Origin of the sequence: Pigmentiphaga sp. NML030171 (assembly GCF_002188635.1) — a bacterium.
In the GTDB taxonomy this organism is placed as follows: Bacteria; Pseudomonadota; Gammaproteobacteria; order Burkholderiales; family Burkholderiaceae_B; genus Pigmentiphaga; species Pigmentiphaga daeguensis.
The window spans coordinates 118,107-139,057 of record NZ_NINX01000055.1 but is presented as its reverse complement, the minus strand read 5'-3'; the positions used below and the strand labels follow the sequence as shown (position 1 = coordinate 139,057).

Here is a 20,951-nt window from a genome sequence, read left to right as displayed (position 1 = left end):
GGACGGCCGGCCCATAACCATTTGGTTTGCCCGGCCGCCTGAATGCGAATGATCGCACGCTCGGGCCGCTGATAGAGTGGCCGCATCCCTGCCATGCCGGAGAAGCCGTTGAAGATCACCGCATTTTCCCTCGAACACCTGAGCCTGCCCGACGAAGATCCCAACTGGAAGTTCGCGGGCCAGGCCTATCCGACCAACGATGCCGTCGTCCTGACGCTGACGGCCGAGGACGGCACGCAAGGCTGGGGCTATGCGGCGGCCTTTCCGCACCTGGCCGCGACCGCGCTGGGGGTGGAGGGCGCCTTGCAGCGCATCTGTCCGGCGCTGGTCGGCCAGGACGCGATGGCGATCGAGGCCAATCTGGTGCGCGTACAGGCGGCGCTGGTGGGCAACAACCCCGCCAAGGCCGCCATCGATTGCGCGCTGCACGACCTGAAGGCGCGCCTCTTGGGCGTGCCGCTGTACGAGCTGCTGGGCGGCAAGACCACCGGCCGTATCGCGATCTGCCGCATGCTGGGCCTGAAGACGCCGCCCGAGATGGCCGAGCGCGCGCAGCGCCTGGTGGACCAGGGCTACCGCCACCTGAAGCTCAAGGTGGGCGGCTCCGTGCGCGAGGACATCGAGCGGTTGCGCGCCGTGCGGCGCCAGGTGGGCGACGCCGTGCGGCTGGTGGCCGACCCCAACCAGTCCTATCGCGCCAAGGATGCCGTCGTGTTCGCGCAGCGGGCCGTCGAGTTCGACGTGGACATCATCGAGCAGCCGGTGCGGGCCGACGACCTGGACGGCCTGCAGGAAGTCACGCGCGCCTCCAGTATCGCCATCGAGGCCGACGAGAGCGCCTACGACGCCTCGTCGACCTACCGCCTGGCCGCGAGCCGCTCGATCAACGCGGTCAGCCTCAAGGTGCCCAAGATGGGCGGGCTGCGGGCCGTGCAGACGGCCGCGCGCATCTGCGAGGTGGCGCACCTGGGGTGCCGGATGGGCGCCAACGTCGGCAGCCAGCTGCTGGCTGCCCATGCCCTGCACCTGGCCGTGGCGCTGCCCAACATCACCTATGCCTGCGAACTGGCCGAGTTCCAGAAGCTGCTGAACGATCCGTTCGAGGGCCTGAAGGTGGTGGACGGCCATCTCCATGTCCCGGAAGGCCCGGGCGTGGGCGTCGTCCGCCGCGCGTCCTGAGCGCGTCCGTCCGCACATTTTTCTTCAAGGAACGTCCATGGAATTCCCCATGCTTGCCCGTCGCCCCGTCCTGCGGTCCGCGCTGTTCCTGCTGGCCGCGACATTGGCCGGCAACACCGCCGCCCAGCCCCTGCCGCGCCAGATCCGCATGGTCGTGCCGTTCTCGCCCGGCGGTCCGGCCGACCTGATCGCGCGCAAGCTCTCCGAGCGCCTGGGCCCGCAATTGGAAGCGACCGTGATCGTCGACAACCGTCCCGGCGCCAATGGCGCGATCGGCGTGCAGGCGGTGGCCAAGGCCGTGCCCGACGGCGGCACGCTGCTGTTCGCGACCTCGGGCATGCTGACCATCAGCCCCGTCCTGTACAAGGACCTGAACTACGATCCGCTGAAGGACCTCAGCCCGATCGGCCGGGTGGTGGCCAATGGCACCGCATTGCTGGTGGGCAAGCAGCTTCCGGCCAGCGACATGAAGGAATTCGTCGCCTACGCCCGCCAGTCCGCGAATCCCGTTCCCATCGGTTCGGCCGGAACGGGCAACATCACGCACCTGTACATGGAGCTGATGAAGGACGCCACGCGTGGCAACTTCGTCCACGTGCCCTACAAGGGCGTGGCTCCCGCGCTGACCGACGTCATGGGGGGCCAGATCGCCGGCGTGTTCGTCGACCTGCCGGCGGCGCTTCCGCTGCTCAAGGGGGGGAAGGTGAAGGCCCTGGGGCTGGTGGGCACGGAGCGCAGTCCATCGGCGCCCGAGATCCCCACCATTGCCGAGCAGGGCTATCCGGGGGTGGACGGCGTGAGCTGGTTCGGCGTGCTGGCGCCCGCCGGCATGGCCGCCGACAAGGTGCAGGCCATCCACGCGGGCATCGCGCGGGTGTTGGCCGATCCGGCCATGATCGAGAACCTGAAGGAGATCGGTTCGGTTCCCGCCTTGAACCAGCCTGCGCAGATGACCACGCTGATGCGCGACGAACAGGCGCGCTGGGCGCGGCTGATCAAGGCGCGCAACATCCAGGTGGACTAGGGCCGAGGCCGGTGGCCCGCGCGGGCCACCCGGGACGCGGTCAGTTGCCGGGCGCGTTCTTGTCCGCGGCGCCGTGCTTGGCGCGGACCTTGGCCACGTGGTCGGTCAGCAGTTGCCTGGCCAGTTCGCAGTCGCGCGCCACGATGGCCGCCAGCATCTTGCGGTGCCGCTGCACCAGCCGCTTGCCCACCGCTGGTGTCGTGTATGGATTGACCGAGCGGTACAGCACGTACGAGATCGCCTTCATGATCGACGACAGGAACTGGTTGTGCGAGGCGTCGACGATGGACTGGTGGAAGGCCAGCGAGGCGGTGGTCAGTTTCTCCGGCGTGAAGTCCTCCGGCGAGGACACCAACTCCTCGACCCGCGCCAGGCACGCTTCCATCTTGGCGATGTCGTCGGCGTTCGCCAGCTTGGCCGCGAGTTCGGCGGCGCTGGCCTCGATGATGAGTTGAGCGTCGAAGACCTCGTCCGAACCGACGCCGATCAGCTTGAGCTGGATGGCCAGGGCTTCGACCACCGGCGCATCGTTGCCGTTGGCGATGCGGGTGCCGCCGCCGGCGCCCGTGCGCACGTCCACCACGCCGAGCGCTTGCAGCCGCCCCATGGCTTCGCGGATGGGCAGGCGGCTGACCTGGAACTGCTCGGCCAGATCGTTCTCGGAACCCAGGAAATCGCCGGGTTGCAGCTTGCCGTCCAGCACGGCTTCCTTGATCTGTTTTTCAACGCGCATGGCCGTGGATTCGGTGCGTCCGGCGCGCCATACTGGTAGATCGGCTCTGGTACGTGCCATTTTTTCTGTTCCACCGTTCATAAGTCGCAGACTGTATGAGCAATTATATCCGCTCTCATGACCTCGGGCCCCTGCCTCTTACCAGAAAACGAGCAAATGGCTTGGTGGTGGACGCTCCGACGATGACCTCGAACAGGCCGAACAGCCGCGGCGAGATGTACCTGACGGTGTCGTTCACGCGGACCACGCCCACCGCCATGCCGCGCCCTATGCCACCGCTCTGCACGCCGAAGCCGCTGGAGACCCAATCCGACCCGGTCGACGTGTTTGGCCTGCCGTTGGGATCGATGTTGCCGCCATTGTCCATGTTGAAGCCGCCTTCGATGACGAAGTGCGCGCTCTAGCCGTTGCCCAGCGCTTCCGTACCCCGGAAGCCAAGGCGTGAGCCCGCGTCGTACAGGCGGCGCACGCGCGGGCGCTTGCCGTTACGGCGATGATCCGGTCTAATTACGCATACTGTATAAGTAAAAGAGGGGGTGTCAACGAAGAAAAACCCGGCCATGCCGGGTTGTCCTGGCTTACGCGCGGAGCTAGTGCGCCTGCACGTCCTCGTCGCGCAGGCCCATCGCTGCGCGGTAGGCGGCCTTGACCTCGTCCGGCTGTCCGGCCTGGAACGGATAGTCGGCCAGGTGCTTGCCCAGTATGGGATGCGCCAGCAGTTGTTCACGGGTCAGGCCCTCGGTGAACAGATGGCGTCCGGCTATGGGCAGCTCGACGCATTCGTTCACGGCCGGGTCGCGGATCAGCCCGCTGGGATCGCGTCCATCCGCCACGGCGTCCATGTCCTCGCCGAAGCGCTTGCGCAGCATGGCGATGCCGCGGTCGCTGGAGGCCAGGTTTTCCTTGGTGCGATCGGCGATGGTGCCTTGCCCGACCCAGGCCACGAAATCCTGGTTCATGACGTGGCTGGAGATCCAGCGGCCGGTGTCGGGATCCACCACGGGGCCGTGCCAGGCCGGGATGGGCCCTTGTTCATAGGGCTCCTGTTCCTTGGGAACGCGCGAGAAGGCCCAGGCGATGCTGAGCGTGTTCTCGTCGTCGATGGGGATCCGCCATTCGATGTGGTCGCCCAGGCAGAACGCCTGTGGCCACAGGCAGACGCGGCCGACGGTCCACAGGGGATGGCGCTCGCTGGTGTCTTCGCGCAGCCGCTTGTAGATGATGCCGTAGTCGAATTCCTCGAAATCCACCTTGATGTGCGTGGGCGCGTAAGGGCCGGTCTCGCCCTTGAGGCGAATGCTCCAGTTCGAGTGCATCCATTCGAAGTGCACGGGGTCGATGGAGTTCTCCTGGCACTGCAGCCAGTTGCAGGGAATCTCGGAGATGACGATCTGGGCGAAGCCGTTCTTCCAGGTGAAGGGTTCCCAGTTGGGAACCAGCGGCGCGGGCGGCGGGCCGAGATAGGCCCACAGCATGCCGGCCTTCTGTTCCACCGGATAGGCGGTGATGCGCAGGCGTTCCTTCATGCGGGCATGGGGCGCCGCGATGTCCTCGTAGGGTTGCTCGGTACAGCGGCCGTCGCGGTCGAACAGCCAGCCGTGGTAGTTGCAGCGAAGGCCCGATTGCTCGACGAAGCCATAGGACAGGTCCGCCCGCCGGTGGGCGCAGCGCCGGTCGATCAGGCCGAAGTTGCCGCCCAGGTCCTTGTACAGCACGAGATCTTCGCCCAGCAGCCGGACGGGCTTGGTCTCCATCTTGTCGAATTCGCTGACCGCCGCGATCGGGTGCCAATAGCGCCGTAGCAGTTCCCCCATGGGGGTGCCGGGCCCCACCCGAGTCAATTGACGGTTCTTCGCTTCGCTAAGCATGTGTCGTCTCCCTCGGCATCCGGCGACAACCATGCGGGTCTGCCTGCAAGTCGTTCATTGTTGGTGAATTAAGTCTGCTATTTAACATACAGTATGCGTGTTTGGGTGTTCGTGTCAAGACAAAGCGAAGGCCTTCCAGGACGGCAAGCGCGGTTCGCGCAATGGCGAGATCCATTGGGCGCAGGAGATGCTCGACCAGGGCGGCATGATGCGCGAGTTGGTCAAGTGGGACTCTATGCGCGCTACGTGGAAGGGGGCGACATCCACCGGGTGGCCGCCTTCATGAAGGCTCAGTGGCGCGGCGGCGTGAGCTGGCGATGCCTCGCGCGCGGTCCGGGAGGCGGTGGGAACGCTGCCGGTGCTGGCCGACGAAGTCCGGACCACGCTGGCGCAGATCGGCTGCCGCCGTTTCGCCGACATGTCGCCCGCGTTCATCCATCGCGGCGCGCCCGGACAGGGCGAGCCGGCCCGGGTGTCCGCGGCCCGCGCGGCCTGACGGGTGTCCCACCGTGCCGCGGGTTATTCCGGGCTGATGCCTTCGGTCTTGATGACCTGTTTCCAGCGGTCGAATTCGGCGCGGGTGAGCCGGCCCAGGTCCTCGGGCGAGCCCAGCACCACGTTGAAGCCCGTATCGGCCAGCGCGGTGCGCATGGCCGGCGCGTCGAAGATGGCTTTCAGCTCGCGGTTGAGCCGCGCCACGACAGGCTCCGGGGTTCCCGCCGGCGCGTACAGCCCGACCCAGACCGCCAGCCGATAGCCGGGATAGCCCAGTTCCTCCAGCGTGGGCACGTCGGCCATCAGGGGCGAGCGCGCCGCGCCCGTCTGGGCGATGGCCTTGAGCTTGCCCGAGGCCACCAGCGGCCGCGCCGCCTCGATCGGGGCGATCATCATGGTCACGCTGCCCTGGACCACGTCCATGATCGCGCTGTTCAGGCCGCCGGCGGGTATGTGGCGCATCTTCACCCCCACCATGTTCTGCAGCACGGTCGTGTACAGGTGGGCGGTGGAGGCGATGCCCGGCGAGGCATAGGACGCATCGTCGGGGCGGGCCTTGAGCAGGGCCACCAGTTCCTTGAAGTTGCCGGCTGGTGTGTTCGCGCCGGTGATGACGACCTGGGCGCTTTCGGCGATCTGGCCCACGGGCACGAAGCTCTTGACCGGATCGTAGGGCGTGGGGCGAAAGGCGGGCGTGATGACCAGCGTGGTGGGGCCGACCATGAGCGTATGGCCGTCCGGCGCGGCACCGGCGGCGTAGGCCGTGCCGATGATGCCGCTGGCGCCCGACCGGTTCTCGACATAGGTGTTCTGGCCCAGTCGTTGCGACAGTTGTTCGGCCGCGCGCCGGGCGATGGCGTCCGCGCTGGTGCCCGGACTGTAGGGAACGACGATCTTGACCGCGCGGCGGGGGTAGGGCGACGAGGCGGCCGGGTCGGGCTGCGCCTGGACGCCGGTGCAACAGACGAGCAGCCCGACCGCAAGCGGCAGTCCGGCTGAGAACGGGAACGCGTGAACCATGGCTGTCTCCATGCTGGGGTGGGCCGGCTTTCTACGTGCCGGACTCTATCTATAATATATAATATATATGAAATTAGACAAGAGAAAAGCATGAGCGCACGCGGCTCCGCCCGCCGTCCCGGGTCAGGACAGCGGGCGGAGCAGGACTCGAGGGGGAGGGGCGTCAGTCCGCGCGCGAGGCGGTGTCCGCTTCCTGGGACAGCGTCCTGGCGCGCTGGTAGGCCAACCGTTCCCGCATCAGCCTGGCCGCTTCCACGCCGTCGGCGGACTCGATGGCCTCGAGCAGCAGTTTGTGGTGGCGCACGATGCGGACCGCCGATGCCGAAGTGAGGTTGGGGCGCAGCACCGGTTCGAGCACGAAACTCAGCGCGTGGAACTGCGCAAGCAGGATGCGGCTGTGGGACGCGCGCACGATGGCTTCGTGAAAGCGCATGGATGCATCGGCGAAGCGGTCGAGCTCGCCTTTCAGCGAGGACAGCTCGGCCAACACGCCGCGCAGATGTTCCAGGTCGGCCTCGTCGCGCCGTTCCGCCGCCAGCCGGGCGGCCATTTCCTCGATCGCCATCTGCGCGTCGAACACTTCGCCCGAGGTGATGCCGATGAGCTTGAGGTGGATGGCCAGCGCGTCGGCCAGCCGGTCCGGGTTGCCTTGGGCGACCCAGACGCCGCCGCGGGCGCCCATGCGGATCTCGACGATGCCCAGCCCTTCCAGCGTGCGCAGGGCGTCGCGCGCCGCCATGCGGCTGACGCCGAACTGCTCGGACAGCGCGGCTTCGCTGCCCAGGAACTGTCCGGCGACGATTTCCCGGTTCAGGACCGCCGCCCGTATCTGCGCCACGATGCCGCCCGACAGCGTGGCGTTGGGGACGGCTGCCCACGAGGGGGGCGAAGAAAGAGGCTTGCTGACCAATCCTGATCCTTTGAGGGCAAAGCGTGACGGCGGTGGATCGCATTATAGGGTGCCGTGCCTTGCTTGGTTTAAGTATGATATATAATATATATAGGCATGGAGCCTCGCGCTCTTCCTTTCTATCCTTAGACACTGGCTGATCATGCTGAACCAAGAAAAGAACGAGTTGCTGACCCGCGTGGGGCGGGGCACGCCGATGGGGGAACTGCTGCGGCGCTACTGGATGCCGGTCGCGGGCGTCACGGAGTTCGACAGCCGCGCAACCAAGGCCGTGCGCTTGTTCGGCGAAGACCTGGTGCTTTATCGCGACCTGGAAGGCAGATGGGGGCTGGTCGATCGCCATTGCCCGCACCGCCGGGCGGACCTGGCCTACGGTTTCCCGGAGTCCGAGGGCCTGCGCTGCAACTATCACGGCTGGCGCTTCGGCGCGGACGGCGCATGCCTGGAGCAACCCTACGAGGACGTTGCCCATCCCGAGGCGCGCATGAAGGACCGCATCCGGATCACGGCCTATCCCGTCCAGGAAAAGGCCGGTCTGCTGTGGGCCTACATGGGACCGGCCCCGGCGCCGCTCCTGCCCGACTGGGAGGCCTTTTCGTGGCCCAACGGCTTTCGCCAGATCGTGCTGTCGGAAATCCCCTGCAACTGGTTCCAGTGCCAGGAGAACTCCATCGATCCGGTGCACTTCGAGTGGATGCACAACAACTGGAGCCTGCGCCAGCAGGGGGTGCTGCAACCCTATTCGCCCGTGCACAAGGAGGTCGGCTTCGACGAGTTCGAGCATGGCTTCCTGTACCGGCGGGTCCGGGGCAACGGCAGGAAAGAGGACCCGCTGTGGGCGGTCGGGCGCGTCTGCCTGTGGCCCAACGCGGTGTTCCTGGGGGACCACTTCGAGTGGCGCGTGCCCATCGACGACGAGAACACGCTGAGCGTGTGCTGGTCCTACACCCGCGTTCCCCGGGAAAGCGAACCGTATGTGCAGCCCTCCATTCCCACCTGGCACGGCCCCATCCGCGACGAGCGCGGCGACTGGATCTCGTCGCACGTGATGAACCAGGACTTCGTGGCATGGGTGGGGCAGGGGCGGATCGCGGACCGCAGCCTGGAGAACCTGAGCGCCAGCGACCGGGGCATCACCATGATCCGCAAGAAGTTCTTCGAGGAACTGGACGCTGTGGCGGCAGGCGCGGACCCCAAGGGAGTGATGCGCGATCCGGACAGGAATCACCGGGTGGAACTGCCCCTTGCCTTTCGCGAGATCCTGACCGGCGGACTGCCGCTGGCGGAACTGAAGGCCCATCCGGTGTTCGGCCGGCACCTGCACGACTATGTCTTCCAGGCCGGACAGCCCGAACCGGTGGCGCGGGCGTATCGCCAGGCCATGGGACTGGAGGATGACGGAGGCCACTGAGTCCCTCCGCGCCGCAAGGGCCGGGACTGGTCCAAATGCGGCGGATATGTATAATACTGTATGAGTGTTATAGCGAGGTTGGAGGAGACCCACCCATGATCATCGATTGCCATGCCCACGTAAGCGCGCCCACGGAACTGTGGGCCTACAAGGCGAGCCTGCTCGCCAGCCGCGGCAGCCACGGCCGCGGCAAGGTGAAAGTCACGGACGACGAGATCCGGGCCGCCGCCAACAAGGCCGAGACCTGGCCGATGGGGCACCTGGACTACCTGAAGAAACACGGCACGGACCTGCAGCTGGTGTCGCCCCGTCCTTTCCAGCTGATGCAGTCCGAGCGTCCGGCGCGGATCATCGACTGGTTCACCGAGGAGTGCAACAACATCATCTACCGGCAGACCCAGCTTTTTCCGGAGACCTTCGCCGGCGTGGCGGGCCTGCCCCAGGTGGCGGGCGAGCCGATCGAGCGGGTGCTGCCCGAACTGGAGCGCTGCATCCGAGAACTGGGTTTCGGCGGCTGTCTGTTGAACCCCGATCCGTTCGAGAACGGTTCGGAAGAAGCGCCGCCGCTGGGCGACCGCTACTGGTATCCGCTGTACGAGAAGCTGTGCGAACTGGACGTGCCGGCGCACATCCACGGCACGGGATCGCGTTCCGAGCGCGTGCCCTATTCGCTGCACTTCATCAACGAAGAGACGGTGGCGGTATTCGGCCTGCTGAACTCCAACGTCTACAAGGATTTCCCCGACCTGAAGGTGGTGGTCAGCCACGGCGGCGGCGCCATCCCCTACCAGCTGGGCCGCTTCCAGGCGCCCTCGCTGCGGCGGCCCGAGGGCGACCGCTTCACCGATCGCCTGGAAAAGCTCTACTTCGACACGGTGCTGTATACCGAGGAAGCGCTGCGCCTGCTGATCAAGACGGTGGGCGTGGACCGCTGCCTGTTCGGCACGGAGTGCCCCGGCGTGGGGTCGTCGGTCGATCCGGCCACGGGCCGCTCGATGGACGACGTCAAGCCGCTGATCGAGGGCTTCGACTGGCTGAGCGCGGCCGACAAGAAGAAGATCTTCGAGGACAACGCCCGCAAGGTCTTCAAGCTGCGGCAGTAGGAACCAGGACGGGGCGCCGCCGGCGCGCCCCGTGCCCGAAGGGACGGACATGAGCACGACCGCCAATGCGCCCGCGCTGCGCACCCCCGTATCGCTGCTGACGGGCTTCCTGGGCAGCGGCAAGACCACGCTGCTGGGCCGCCTGATCCGCCATCCGGGCATGGCCGACACCGCGGTCATCATCAACGAGTTCGGCGAGATCGGCCTGGACCATCATCTGGTCGAGGCGGTCAGCGGCGAGGCCGTGCTGCTGGCCAGCGGCTGTGTCTGCTGCACGATACGCGACGACCTGGCCGCCACGCTGCGCGAGCTGCACGACAAGCGCGAGCGGGGCGAGATCCCGGCCTTTCGCCGGGTCGTGATCGAGACCACCGGGCTGGCCGATCCCGCGCCCATCATTCATTCGCTGCTCAGGCACGCCGATGTCCGCCAGCTGTATGCGCTGGACAGCGTCATCTCGACCATCGATGCCGTCAACGCGGAGGCCCAGCTCGACCGCCAGCCCGAATCCGTGAAGCAGGCGGCGGTGGCGGACCGCCTGGTACTGACCAAGACCGACCTGGTGGACGAGGCGCGGACCGAGGCCCTGCTGGGGCGGTTGGCGCGCCTGAATCCCGGGGCCGACGTGGTGCGCGCCGACCGTGGCGAGGTGGACCCGGCGCGCCTGTTCGAAGTGGGCGCGCTGCCTCGGCACCGCGCGGCCGATACCGGCGATGAACCGGAACCGGACGGTTACCTGGCCGGTGTCATGCGTCACGTCTGCGGCCCGGATTGCGAGCATGCGGGCAGGGCGGGCCGGCACGACGCCGGCATACGCACGCACGCCTTCCGTTTCCAGCAGCCCCTGGACTGGGAACGCGTCAGTGCCTGGCTGGGCGGGCTGGCCTATTTCCATGGCGATGCCCTGTTGCGGATGAAGGGCCTGTTGAACCTCAGGGGCGAAAGCGCGCCGGTCGCCGTGCACGCGGTACAGCATCTGTTCCACGATCCCGTCACGCTCGCGCGGTGGCCTGACCAGGATCGCGATTCCCGCCTGGTGTTCATCACCAAGGGCCTGGACCGGGAGGTGATCGCCGATGCGCTCGCCCTGGCCATGGCCGAGGACTGACCATGACAACGAATCGAACGCACGCCGTGATCCAAGGAGACGGAAATGGCTGAGGTAGTGTGCGCGCTGGCGTGCTCGCACGGCCCCTTGCTGGCGACGCCGCCGGACATGTGGGACCTGCGCGCGGGCGCCGATCGCGAGAACAAGCGGCATTGGTACCGCGGCAGGCAGATGGACTACGCCACGCTGCTGGCGGAACGGCAGCCGGGCTTCCACGACGAGGCCAGCCTGCCGCAGCGGCAACTGCGCCACGACGCCTGCCAGCGGGCGCTGGACGAGATGGCGCGGCGGTTCCGCGCCGCGCGGCCGGACGTAGCCATCATCCTGGGCAACGACCAGCGCGAGGTCTTCCGCGAGGACCTGACCGCCGGCTTTACCGTCTATGCCGGCGACGAGATTCCCAACACCCCCTTGTCCGAAGAGCAGGTCCGGCGCCTGCCGCCCGGCGTCGCGGTGGCCGAGGAAGGCCACTGCCCGCCAGGGGGCGCGATCTATCCGGGCGACAGGCGGACCGCCGAGAGCCTGGTGCAGGCCTTGGTGGCCGAGTCCTTCGATGTGGCGGTGTCGTACCGGCTGCCCGGCGGCGCGGATCGCCAGCACGGCATTCCCCACGCCTTCGGCTTCATCTACCGCCGCATCATGGAAGATGCGCCGCCGCCGTCGGTGCCCGTCTTCACCAACGTGGGCGTGCCGCCCAACCGGCCGCTCACGCGGCGCTGCCTGCAGATGGGGCATGCGCTGGCCAAGGGCATCGCGGCGCTGCCGTCCGATCTGCGGGTGGCCATCGTGGCCTCGGGCGGCTTCACCCATTTCGTCGTGGACGAAGAACTGGACCGCCGGATCCTGGACGCCATGCGCAGGGGCGACGAGGCGGCGCTGGCCGCCGTGCCCGAGTCGCATTTCGAGGGCAATACCTGCGAGATCAAGAGCTGGTATCCGCTGGTGGCGGCCATGAACGACCTGGGCCGCAGGATGGAAGTGATCGACTACGTGCCGTGCTACCGGACCGAGGCCGGGACGGGCAGCGGCATGGCCTTCGCGTCGTGGCAATGACGCGGCGCAAGAACCGAGGGAATGCAAGACATGGATAGCAAGGACATCGTGCGGCGCATGCAGCGCATCGACAGCTGCGCCTTTTCGGATGCGCTGGACAAGCTGGGCTTGAAAGGGACGGTGACGGGCCTGCCCAGGCGCGCCGCGAGCCGCCGCATTGCCGGGCGGGTGGTGACGCTCAAGCTGGTCGAGGCGTCGCAGGCGCCCCGCCACGACGGGCCGCCCCGGCACCTGGGCACCACCGCCATCGAAGCGGCCGAGCCCGGGGACATCGTCGTCGTCGAACAGCGCACGGGCGTGGACGCGGGATCGTGGGGCGGCATCCTGTCGCTGGGCGCGAAGCTGCGCGGCCTGGCGGGCGTGATCGCCGACGGTCCGGTACGCGATGCGGACGAGGCGCACGAGTACGACTTCCCCATCTATGCGCGCGCCACCACCGCGTTCACCGCGCGCGGCCGCGTGGCCGAGGCGGGTACCAACGTACCCGTGCGGATCGGCGACGTGACCGTCCAGGCCGGCGACTACGCGGTCGCCGACAGCAGCGGCGCGGTGTTCATACCCGCCGAGCAGGCCGAGGCCGTGCTGCGCGTGGCCGAGGAGATCGCCGCGCGCGAGGCCGCCATGGCGCGCGCGCTGATGGCCGGCCAGCGCATCACCGACGTGATGGGCGCCAACTACGAGAACATGCTGGCCCGCTGAAACGGGGCGGCGCAACGACGAACGACCGGAGACGACATGGACAAGAACGTAGAACGCATCGCCAGGCTGGATACCGCCACGCTGAGCGATGCGCTGGACCGGCTGGGCATCCAGGGCCAGTGCCACGGCATCAAGCCCCGCACCGCCGGTTTCCGCCTGGCGGGACGCGCCTTCACCATCCTGTATGGCCCCGCTTCCACGCCGCCGGGCACGGTGGGCGATTTCATCGACGACGTGCCCGACGGCCACGTCGTCGTGCTGGACAATGGCGGACGGGTGGATTGCACCGTGTGGGGCGACATCATGACCGAGATCGCCCACCGCCGGAAGCTGGGCGGCACCGTGATCGACGGCATCTGCCGCGACGTGTCGCTGTGCATGGACCTGGGCTACCCGGTCTTCAGCCGCGACCACTGGATGCGCACCGGCAAGGACCGCGTGCAGGTCGAGGCCACCAACGTGCCGGTCAATATCGGCAACGCCCGTGTCGCGCCGGGCGACCTGCTGCGCGGCGACGCCGACGGGCTGGTCGCGGTGCCGCAGGCGCACGAGGAAGCCGTGCTGGCGGCGGCCGAGGAGATCGCGATGGTCGAAGACCGCATCCGCGAGGCGGTGCGGGGCGGCATGCGCCTGGACGAGGCGCGGCGCGAGTTCGGCTATCACACCCTGCAAACGAGGAAGAAATGAGCCAGAGCCGTTTCCCGTTCATGTCGCTGCCCACCGTCACGGTGGATATCGAGCGGCCCAGCCCGGCCCAGCTGGAGCAGGCCGCGGCGCTGCCCAGTTCGACGCTGCACGAGGCGGCCGGCAAGATCGGCGCGCTGCCGTCGGCGATCAAGCCGGTGCATCCCTCGTTCCGCATCTGCGGTGCCGCCGTGACGGTACAGTCGCCGCCGGCCGACAACCTGTGGCTGCATCGCGCCATCGTCGCCGCGCAGCCGGGCGACGTGCTGGTGGTGCACGTCGGCGGCCACTACGAGGCGGGCTATTGGGGCGAGGTCATGTCGCAGGCGGCTCGCGCCCGCGGCCTGGCGGGGCTGGTCATCGACGGCTGCGTGCGCGACGGCGCCATCCTGGAGCGCTTCGGCTTTCCCGTCTTCGCGCGCGGCCTGTGCATACGGGGCACGGGCAAGGACTTCGATGCGCGCGGCTGGATCAACGCGCCGACGCTGTTCGGCGACGTCACCGTGCAGCCGGGCGACCTGATCGTGGGCGATACCGACGGCGTGGTCGCCATTCCCCGCGCCCGCATCGACGAGGTCCTGGCCAAGGCCCGCCAGCGCGAGGAGGATGAGGCCCGCATCATCGAGCGCCTGGCGGCAGGTGAAAACTCCCTGGACATCTATAACTGGAACCGGTGACCGGCTATAGGAGGAACAACGTCGCCAGGCCCAGGAAGATGAAGAACCCCATGGTGTCGGTCGCGAAGGTCAGCAGGACCGAGGAGCCGATGGCCGGGTCCTTGCCGAAGCGGCTGCGGGTCAGGGGGACCAGCATGCCTATGCAGGCGCCGACCAGCAGGTTCAGGACCATGGCGGCCATCATGACGAGGCCGAGCGAGTAGCGGCCGGAGATCGCCCAGGCGAACAGGGCGGCGACCGCGCCGCCGCCCAGGCCCACCACCAGCGCGATTTCCAGCTCGCGGCGCACCAGCTTGCCGACGTTGGCCGAGTTGATGCGGCCCACGGCCAGAGCCCGGATGATCAGGGTCATGGTCTGGTTGCCGGAGTTGCCGCCTATGCCGGCGACGATGGACATCAGGAAGGCCAGGATGACGATGTGGCCCACGGTGTCCTCGAAGCGCGAGGCGACGAAGGCGGCGGTCGAGGCGGTGCACAGGTTGACCAGCAGCCAGGGCGCGCGGTTGCGGATGGCCTGCGGGATGGGGGCGAAGATGTCTTCTTCCTGCAGGCCGGCCTTGGACAGCGCCTGCTCGTCCGAGGCCTCGCGGATCACGTCCACCACCTCGTTCACGGTCACGCGCCCGATCAGGCGGCCCACGGCGTCCACCACCGGCGCCGACACCAGGTCGTAGCGCTCGAACGCGGCGGCGGCCTCGTCGGCCTCGTCCAGCGGCGCCAGGGTCAGGATCTCGGTTTCCATCACGTCGGCCACCTGCGTATCGGGGTCGCTGACGATGAGGCGGTTGATGGCCAGGCTGCCCATCAGCTTGTCGTGCCGGTCGACCACGAAGATCTGGTCGGTGTGGTCGGGCAGTTCCTGCAGGCGCCGCAGGTAGCGCAGCACCACTTCCAGCGTGACGTCGTTGCGCACGCGGACCATCTCGAAGTCCATGATGGCCCCGACCGAATCCTCGGGGTAGCTCATGACCTCGGTCAGGCGGGCGCGCTCCTCGTCGGTCAGGCCCTTCTGGACCTCGGCCACCACCTCGGGCGGCAGGTCGGGGGCCAGGTCGGCCAGCTCGTCGGCCTCGAGGTTCTCGGTCGCGGCGACCAGTTCCTCCTGGTCCATGGTCGAGATGAGCGACTCGCGGACCCAGTCGGCGACCTCCAGCAGGATCTCGCCGGCCCGCTCGGGACGGACCAGTTGCCAGACCGCCTGCCGGTCTTCCTTGGGCAAGGATTCGAGGATGAAGGCGATATCGGCCGGATGCAGGTCCTCGAGCAGCGCGCCGAGTTCGGCGTCATGCTGGCGATGGACCAGGGCCTCGACCAGCGGGGCGCGGGTATCGCCGGCTTCCTGCCGGTGGACCAGTTCTTCGACCAGGTGCTGGCGTCGCAGCAGTTCCTGGACATGCTCCAGGGCTTCCTGGGCATCTTCGGGCTCGAGCCGGTTGCGCTCGAGCGATTTGAGTTGGGTTGCTTGTTCGACCATCGCGCGGGAAAACACAAGACGGCCCCGCACGGGCCTTGGGTCTGGCGCCTGACGCGGGCGGACTCAGATGGGGCTCGAACGGAGGCCGGGGAACAAAAGGCCGGCTGGTAGTAAGGGTCTAGGTCGTGGCTGTGAGGCCATACCGGAAAAGCAGCACGCACGCACTGCGAAGTTGACGACGCCGCAATTGTACGCGCGCCACATGACATTCGGCCGCATTGCCCCGCCGGTTGGCGAGTTTGGTTGCAATTGAGTCACGGAATGGCCGCGCCTGGCATCCAGCGCAGCAGGCGGTCAGTGCGCGAGGCGAGGTAGGCCGAGCCCCGGTTCTTGTCGTAGAACCGGGGCCGGGGCAGCATGGAGGCCAGCCGCGCGGCCTGGTAGGACGACAGGTTGGCGGCCGAGGTATTGAAATAGTGGCGGGCCGCGGCCTCGGCGCCGAAGACGCCTTCGCCCCATTCGGCGATGTTCAGGTACAGCTCCAGGATGCGCTGCTTGGTCATGACCAGCTCGATCATGTAGGTGATGACCACTTCCTGGCCCTTGCGCAGGTAGTTGCGGGAGTTGGACAGGAACAGGTTCTTGGCGACCTGCTGGGTGATGGTGGAGCCGCCGCGCATGGGCCGCGAAGGCGGCTTGCGGCCGCGAGCCATCGCGCGTTCGGTCGCTTCGGCCAGTTGGCGGTTGTGGTCGTAGGCCTTTTCGACGGCGTTCCAGTCTATGCCGCCATGTTCCAGGAAATTGGCGTCTTCGGCGGCCACGGCGGCGCGCTTGAGGTTGTTGCTGATGCGGCCGTAGTCCACCCACTGGTAGTTCAGGCGCCGGTGGGGATCGCGTTCCTGCAGCCGCGCGAGTTCGCTGCGCATGATCGAGGTCGAGCCCGGCGGCATGTAGGCATACCAGAGCACCCAGCCGAACAGCCAGACCTGGTACAGCAGCACCAGCGCCACCGCGGCCAGTACCAGGCGCATGGCCATGCCCGCGACGCGGGCGGCAAGCGAGCGGCGGCGGACGGGGCGCGCGGGGCGGCGGGGAGGCATGTCAGGCGGAAAGCAGCTTGCGCAGGGCGGCCAGAACCGGCGCCGGATCGGGCCGCACGCCGCGCCAGATGTGGAAGCTCTCGGCCGCCTGGCCGACCAGCATGCCCAGGCCGTCGGCGGTGGCCGAGGCGCCGTCGGCCATGGCCTGGCGCAGGAAGGCGGTGGGGCGGGCGGCGTACATCAGGTCGTAGGCCATCGCGCCCGGGGCGTAGGCGCCAGCCGGCAGGGGGGGGGCTTCATCGTCCAGGCTGCTGGCGGTGGCGTTGATCACGAGGTCCCAGCCGCCGCCGGCCGGCAGGTCGGCATAGCCGCTTCCCCGCAGCGTGGCCCGGCCGGCGGGGAACGAGGCCGCCAGTTCCTCGGCGCGGGCCGCGGTGCGGTTGGCGATGTCGATGCGGGCACAGCCGGCCTCGATCAGCGGCAGCAGGATGCCGCGCGCGGCGCCGCCGGCCCCGGCCAGCAGCACCCGCGCGCCGGCCAGGCGGGCGCCCAGCCGCCGCAGGTCGGCGATCAGGCCGACGCCGTCGGTGTTGCAGCCGTGCAGCCGTCCGTCGGCCATCCACAGGGTGTTGACCGCCCCGGCTGCCATGGCGCGGGGGCTCAGGTGGGCGCGGGCCAGCTCGAAGGCCTGCAGCTTGAAGGGGACGGTGACGTTCAACCCGCCGCCGCCCGCGGCGAAGAAGCCGGAGACCCGGGGGGCGAAGTCGTCGACGGGCGCGCAGATGGCCTCGTAGGTGAGGTCCTGGCCGGTCTGCTCGGCGAACCGCGCGTGTATCCAGGGCGATTTGCTATGGGCGACGGGATTGCCGATGACGGCGTAGCGGGTGGGAGCGGAGGACATCAGCCGGGTTTCGCGAGTAGCTTGTCGTTGGTGAAGTACCAGGTGCGCGTGATGGCCAGCACGTCGGTGTCGCGCGCGATCTGGGGCGGGAACGGGGCGAACGGCGTGGCCAGCGCGACGATGCGCCTGGCCGCATCGTTGAGTATTTTATGTTCCGACGGCTTGTCGATGTCCATGCGTTCGACGGTGCCGTCGCTGCGTATATATACCGTCATGCGCAGGGAGCCGTATACCTTGCCGCGGGCCGCCGCCGGATAGTTCTGGTTGCCCAGCGTCTCGACCCGCTGCCGCCACTGCTCGACATACACCGCGAAGCGGTATTCCGAGGTGGACGGGGCGAAGAAGTGCCGGCGCGGGCGCTTGTTGTAGTCGTCGACGCGCTGGGAGATCTCGGCGAATTGGCGGGCGAGCTGTTCGGCCCGTACCTGGGTGGGGTTGCGTTCGGGGGCGGGCGCGCCTAGCGGACCGGGAGGCGTGGGCGCCTGGCCGTGGTCGCGCGACAGCGAGGCGGCCAGGCGGCGCTGCTCGGCTTCCAGCGCGGCCTGGCGCTGCTGCAGTTGGGCCAGCAGCTTGCCGTCGCGGCTGGCGGCCGAGTGCGGCACCGGCGCCTTGGCATGCCCGGCGGCGGCATCGCCGCCACCATCGCTGGCGACCTGCGCCCGCAATTGGGCCTGGGTCGGGGCGTGGCCGGTGCCGGCGTTGAGCAGCACCACTTCCAGCCCGTCGTCGCGTTCGGGGCGCGTGGGCCCGGGCGCGGTGAAGTGCAGCGCGAACAGGATGAGGTGGGCGAACAGCGAGATCGCCAGCGCACTCATCAGGTAGCGCCGGTCGGGCCGGGTGGTCCAGTCCTCGGCCAGTTGACCGAGGACGCGCGCGCCGGCGCGCCGGAGCCGGCGCGCCGGCGGATCCTGCGTGGAAGAAGGCCGGGGGCCGGAGGCCGCGGGCTTGCCGTCAGGGGGAAGGGGGGGAGCGGGGGGATGCGACACCCCGCGATTGTAAAGCGTCAGGCGGGGGCGGATGGCCGCACGGCATAGCGCGGCGGGCGGCCGGACAGGCCGTCTTCCAGGCTTTCGAGCATCATGTCGAGCTGCACCAGGATGGCGGCGGGCGATCGGCCCGAGATGTGGGGCGTCAGCACGACGTTGTCCATGCCCGCCAGTTCGGCCAGCAGCGCGGCGGGCGGCTCGGGTTCTTCCTCGAGCACGTCCAGGCCGGCCCCGGCCAGTTGCCCGGCGCGCAGCGCCTCCAGCAGGTCGTCGGTCTTGAGCACCGATCCGCGCGCGACGTTGATGACGACGCCGCCCGGCCCCAGGGCCTGGAACATTTCGCGGTTCAGCAGGTGGCGCGTGCGCGGCCCGCCGGGGCAGCAGGCGAACAGGAAGTCGCTGTTGCGGGCGAGTTCGAGCGGGTCGGCGTAGTAGGTGCCGGGCGCGCCCGGCTTGGGGGAAGGGTTGTGGTAGCCGATGTCGGCGCCGCAGGCGGCGGCGCGTTCGGCGACCATGCGGCCGATCTGGCCCAGGCCGATGATGCCCACCCGGGACTTGTTCAGGCTGGCGCGGGGGGCGCGCAGGGACGTCCAGGCTTCGCCGCGGGCCAGCCGGTTGCTCAGGGTCCGCAGGCCCCGCGCCAGCGCGAGGGCCAGGCCTATAGCATGGTCGGCCACCGTGGCGGCATTGGCGCCGGGGGCGTTGGTGACCACGATGCCCCGGGCATGGGCGTCGGCGATGTCGATGTTTTCGGTACCCGCGCCCATGGAGCAGATCACCCGCAGGCGCGGCAGCCTGTCCATCTGGGCGGCGGTCAGGCCGGTCGAGCCGTTGGTGACCACCGCTTCGACGTCGGCGACGGCGGCGGCGCCGAAGTCCGGCGCGCTCTCGTGCAGGCGGTAGTGCCGCGCGATACCGTCGCGCAGCGCGGGCGGCAGGGGAATGATGGACAGGACGTGGCGGGTCATGGGTGGTTCTTTCCTGGAATGGGGATGCGCCGCGCGGGACACGGCGCACGGGCCGGACCGTTTCAGGCGGCCGGCTTGACCTCCTTCACGGCGCCCTTCCAGCCATTTTCCGTGATGTCGAAGACCGTGCCGTCCGGCATCCGGTATTTGACCTCATAAAACACGTTGGGGTCGGTTTCCTTGCGGCCGGTCAGGTAGGTGCCGCCGGCTTCGGTGATGCGCTTCTCGGCGGCTTCCAGGTCGTCGACCCACATGCCGAAGTGGATCACGCCGCGCACATCCTTCAGGCCCGCATAGCCGGGCACGGTCTCGTTGGCGAAGTTCAGCAGCGCCACGTTCATGACGCCGTCCGTCATGTAGATGCCCCGCATGGCCTTGCCGGCCCGGGTCATGCCGAAGGCCTTCTCGAAGAATTGGGCCGCGGCTTCGGGATCTTCCACCGAGAGAGCGATGTGCCTGAGTTTTTCCATGAGTGCTCCTGGTCGTTCAAGGGCTGATGGGGCTTCCCATCTTTTGGTGTTCCATTCTATATTACAGGTATACCAAAATTAATAAAGGATTTTTGTTGTAGTTTTTTTGGATACCTGTAATCGATTTGGCATGTAAGTTGCATCGGATGTCTCCGTGTGGTCCGGCGCCTCGGGTGAGCGCGTCGTGGGCCACTCCACCAAATCTGGAGCTCGGAATGAACAAGCAACGCAGGTCTTGCATGAAGGCGGGGGCCGTGGCCCTGGCCATGGCGGCATCGGGGGTGGCATGGACGGCCGGCGCGGCCGCGGATTCCTGGCCGGTGCGGCCCATCACCATCGTGGTGCCCTACGCACCGGGCGGCAACACCGACCTGATGGCGCGGCTGATCGGCGAGCAGCTTGCCAAGGCCTTGCACGTGCCGGTGGTGGTCGACAACAAGGCCGGTGCGGCGGGCCTGATCGCGGCGGAGTACGTGGCGCGATCGCCGGCCGACGGCTACACGCTATTCATGGGCACGCTTACGCAGATTTCCACGGCGCCGTTCACCAACAAGATCCGCTACGACCCGGTGAAGGACTTCGTGCCCATCGCCAACGTGGGCGGCAATCCGTTCGTGATCACGGTCAATGCGCGCGTGCCGGCGCGGGACGTGCAGGAGTTGATCGCCTATGCCAAGAAGCATCCCGGCAAGCTCAACATGGGGAACGCCGGCGTGGGCGGGCTGACGCATCTCTCGGCGCTGGTCTTCGCCAAGTACACGGGCATCGACGTGGTGGAAGTGCCGTACAAGGGGGCGTCGCTGGCGCTGGGCGACGTGGTGGCCGGACAGATCGACATGTATTCCGGCAACCTGTCCGAGGTCGTGCCCTATGCCCGCGACGCGCGCGTCCGGTTGCTGGGCGTGTCCAGCAAGAACCGCGTCAAGCAACTGCCGGATGTCCCGGCCCTGGCCGAATCGGTGCCCGGCATTCCCGAGGTCGAGACCTGGAACGGGCTGCTGGGGCCGGCGGGCATGCCGGCGCAAGCCGTGGACCGGATCTCCGGCGCGGTCCTGGCGGCGCTTGCCGATCCCGTCTTCCGCAAGAAGCTCGAGGACGCCGGCATCACCCCGCTGCCCGAGGCCAAGGAGCAGTTCGCCCGGCGCATCCGCCGCGACATCGAAGTGTGGAAACCGATGATCGAGATGGCCGGTATCAAACCCGAATAA

22 protein-coding genes are annotated in these 20,951 nt (G+C 68.2%); 11 read left to right on the top strand and 11 right to left on the bottom strand.

Annotation, left to right across the window (positions count from 1 at the left end):
* Positions 1-108: 108 nt before the first annotated feature.
* Positions 109-1,179: a mandelate racemase/muconate lactonizing enzyme family protein gene (locus CDO46_RS27325; protein ID WP_176400855.1), complete on the top strand. Its 1,071-nt coding sequence runs from the start codon at positions 109-111 to the stop codon at positions 1,177-1,179.
* Positions 1,180-1,228: 49 nt separating this feature from the next.
* A complete protein-coding gene (locus tag CDO46_RS27320) occupies positions 1,229-2,203 on the top strand; it encodes a tripartite tricarboxylate transporter substrate binding protein (RefSeq protein WP_176400854.1) in 975 nt (324 codons plus the stop codon).
* Positions 2,204-2,243: 40 nt separating this feature from the next.
* Here the strand turns inward: CDO46_RS27320 and CDO46_RS27315 are convergent, their stop codons facing one another.
* The 3 genes from CDO46_RS27315 to CDO46_RS27305 all read right to left on the bottom strand — a co-directional run bounded on the left by CDO46_RS27315 (position 2,244) and on the right by CDO46_RS27305 (position 4,804).
* On the bottom strand, positions 2,244-2,936 hold the full coding sequence (locus CDO46_RS27315) for a FadR/GntR family transcriptional regulator (protein WP_165963327.1): 693 nt from the start codon (positions 2,934-2,936) through the stop codon (positions 2,244-2,246).
* Between the two features lie 115 nt (positions 2,937-3,051).
* Positions 3,052-3,303 (bottom strand): hypothetical protein, encoded by a 252-nt coding sequence (locus CDO46_RS28215; RefSeq protein ID WP_132980550.1) that lies wholly within the window; start codon positions 3,301-3,303, stop codon positions 3,052-3,054.
* A 223-nt stretch (positions 3,304-3,526) separates the two neighbouring features.
* Positions 3,527-4,804: an aromatic ring-hydroxylating dioxygenase subunit alpha gene (locus tag CDO46_RS27305; RefSeq protein ID WP_087841713.1), complete on the bottom strand. Its 1,278-nt coding sequence runs from the start codon at positions 4,802-4,804 to the stop codon at positions 3,527-3,529.
* 343 nt (positions 4,805-5,147) lie between these two features.
* Here CDO46_RS27305 and CDO46_RS28475 point away from each other — a divergent pair, with 343 nt between their 5' ends.
* Complete coding sequence (locus tag CDO46_RS28475) at positions 5,148-5,300, top strand: hypothetical protein (RefSeq protein WP_165963328.1); 153 nt, start codon at positions 5,148-5,150, stop codon at positions 5,298-5,300.
* Between the two features lie 23 nt (positions 5,301-5,323).
* Here CDO46_RS28475 and CDO46_RS27300 read toward each other — a convergent pair whose 3' ends face one another.
* Together CDO46_RS27300 and CDO46_RS27295 are read right to left on the bottom strand one after the other, a co-directional pair.
* Complete coding sequence (locus CDO46_RS27300; RefSeq protein WP_165963329.1) at positions 5,324-6,319, bottom strand: tripartite tricarboxylate transporter substrate binding protein; 996 nt, start codon at positions 6,317-6,319, stop codon at positions 5,324-5,326.
* Positions 6,320-6,482: 163 nt separating this feature from the next.
* Positions 6,483-7,229 carry a FadR/GntR family transcriptional regulator gene (locus tag CDO46_RS27295; RefSeq protein ID WP_087841711.1) on the bottom strand — a complete coding sequence of 249 codons (747 nt, stop codon included), beginning with the start codon at positions 7,227-7,229 and terminating at the stop codon, positions 6,483-6,485.
* A 142-nt stretch (positions 7,230-7,371) separates the two neighbouring features.
* Between CDO46_RS27295 and CDO46_RS27290 the strand changes: the two genes are divergently transcribed.
* The 7 genes from CDO46_RS27290 (at position 7,372) to CDO46_RS27260 (ending at position 13,964) form a co-directional block, all read left to right on the top strand.
* Positions 7,372-8,640 (top strand): aromatic ring-hydroxylating dioxygenase subunit alpha, encoded by a 1,269-nt coding sequence (locus CDO46_RS27290; protein WP_087841710.1) that lies wholly within the window; start codon positions 7,372-7,374, stop codon positions 8,638-8,640.
* 95 nt (positions 8,641-8,735) lie between these two features.
* On the top strand, positions 8,736-9,743 hold the full coding sequence (locus tag CDO46_RS27285) for an amidohydrolase family protein (protein ID WP_087841709.1): 1,008 nt from the start codon (positions 8,736-8,738) through the stop codon (positions 9,741-9,743).
* A gap of 49 nt (positions 9,744-9,792) precedes the next feature.
* The gene (locus CDO46_RS27280; protein ID WP_087841764.1) at positions 9,793-10,851 is read left to right on the top strand and encodes a GTP-binding protein; all 1,059 of its coding nucleotides are present in this window, start codon (positions 9,793-9,795) and stop codon (positions 10,849-10,851) included.
* A gap of 45 nt (positions 10,852-10,896) precedes the next feature.
* Positions 10,897-11,904, top strand: coding sequence for a protocatechuate 3,4-dioxygenase (locus CDO46_RS27275; protein WP_087841708.1), 1,008 nt, complete (start codon positions 10,897-10,899; stop codon positions 11,902-11,904).
* 30 nt (positions 11,905-11,934) lie between these two features.
* Positions 11,935-12,603 carry an RraA family protein gene (locus tag CDO46_RS27270; protein WP_087841763.1) on the top strand — a complete coding sequence of 223 codons (669 nt, stop codon included), beginning with the start codon at positions 11,935-11,937 and terminating at the stop codon, positions 12,601-12,603.
* Positions 12,604-12,639: 36 nt separating this feature from the next.
* Positions 12,640-13,290: an RraA family protein gene (locus tag CDO46_RS27265; protein ID WP_087841707.1), complete on the top strand. Its 651-nt coding sequence runs from the start codon at positions 12,640-12,642 to the stop codon at positions 13,288-13,290.
* Entirely contained in the window at positions 13,287-13,964 is a 678-nt protein-coding gene (locus CDO46_RS27260) for a 4-carboxy-4-hydroxy-2-oxoadipate aldolase/oxaloacetate decarboxylase (RefSeq protein ID WP_087841706.1), read from the top strand. Before CDO46_RS27265 ends, CDO46_RS27260 begins: the two co-directional genes overlap by 4 nt.
* A 4-nt stretch (positions 13,965-13,968) precedes the next feature.
* Here the strand turns inward: CDO46_RS27260 and mgtE are convergent, their stop codons facing one another.
* From mgtE to CDO46_RS27230, 6 genes are all read right to left on the bottom strand, one after another.
* Positions 13,969-15,438: a magnesium transporter gene (gene mgtE, locus CDO46_RS27255; RefSeq protein ID WP_087841705.1), complete on the bottom strand. Its 1,470-nt coding sequence runs from the start codon at positions 15,436-15,438 to the stop codon at positions 13,969-13,971.
* Between the two features lie 254 nt (positions 15,439-15,692).
* Positions 15,693-16,415, bottom strand: coding sequence for a monofunctional biosynthetic peptidoglycan transglycosylase (mtgA, locus tag CDO46_RS27250; RefSeq protein ID WP_207958691.1), 723 nt, complete (start codon positions 16,413-16,415; stop codon positions 15,693-15,695).
* A gap of 64 nt (positions 16,416-16,479) precedes the next feature.
* On the bottom strand, positions 16,480-17,319 hold the full coding sequence (gene aroE / locus CDO46_RS27245) for a shikimate dehydrogenase (protein WP_087841703.1): 840 nt from the start codon (positions 17,317-17,319) through the stop codon (positions 16,480-16,482).
* Positions 17,319-18,305: an energy transducer TonB gene (locus CDO46_RS27240; RefSeq protein ID WP_243724666.1), complete on the bottom strand. Its 987-nt coding sequence runs from the start codon at positions 18,303-18,305 to the stop codon at positions 17,319-17,321. Before CDO46_RS27240 ends, aroE begins: the two co-directional genes overlap by 1 nt.
* A gap of 17 nt (positions 18,306-18,322) precedes the next feature.
* The gene (locus tag CDO46_RS27235; RefSeq protein WP_087841701.1) at positions 18,323-19,273 is read right to left on the bottom strand and encodes an NAD(P)-dependent oxidoreductase; all 951 of its coding nucleotides are present in this window, start codon (positions 19,271-19,273) and stop codon (positions 18,323-18,325) included.
* A gap of 62 nt (positions 19,274-19,335) precedes the next feature.
* Positions 19,336-19,743, bottom strand: coding sequence for a VOC family protein (locus CDO46_RS27230; protein WP_087841700.1), 408 nt, complete (start codon positions 19,741-19,743; stop codon positions 19,336-19,338).
* 215 nt (positions 19,744-19,958) lie between these two features.
* Here CDO46_RS27230 and CDO46_RS27225 point away from each other — a divergent pair, with 215 nt between their 5' ends.
* Complete coding sequence (locus tag CDO46_RS27225; protein WP_087841699.1) at positions 19,959-20,951, top strand: tripartite tricarboxylate transporter substrate binding protein; 993 nt, start codon at positions 19,959-19,961, stop codon at positions 20,949-20,951.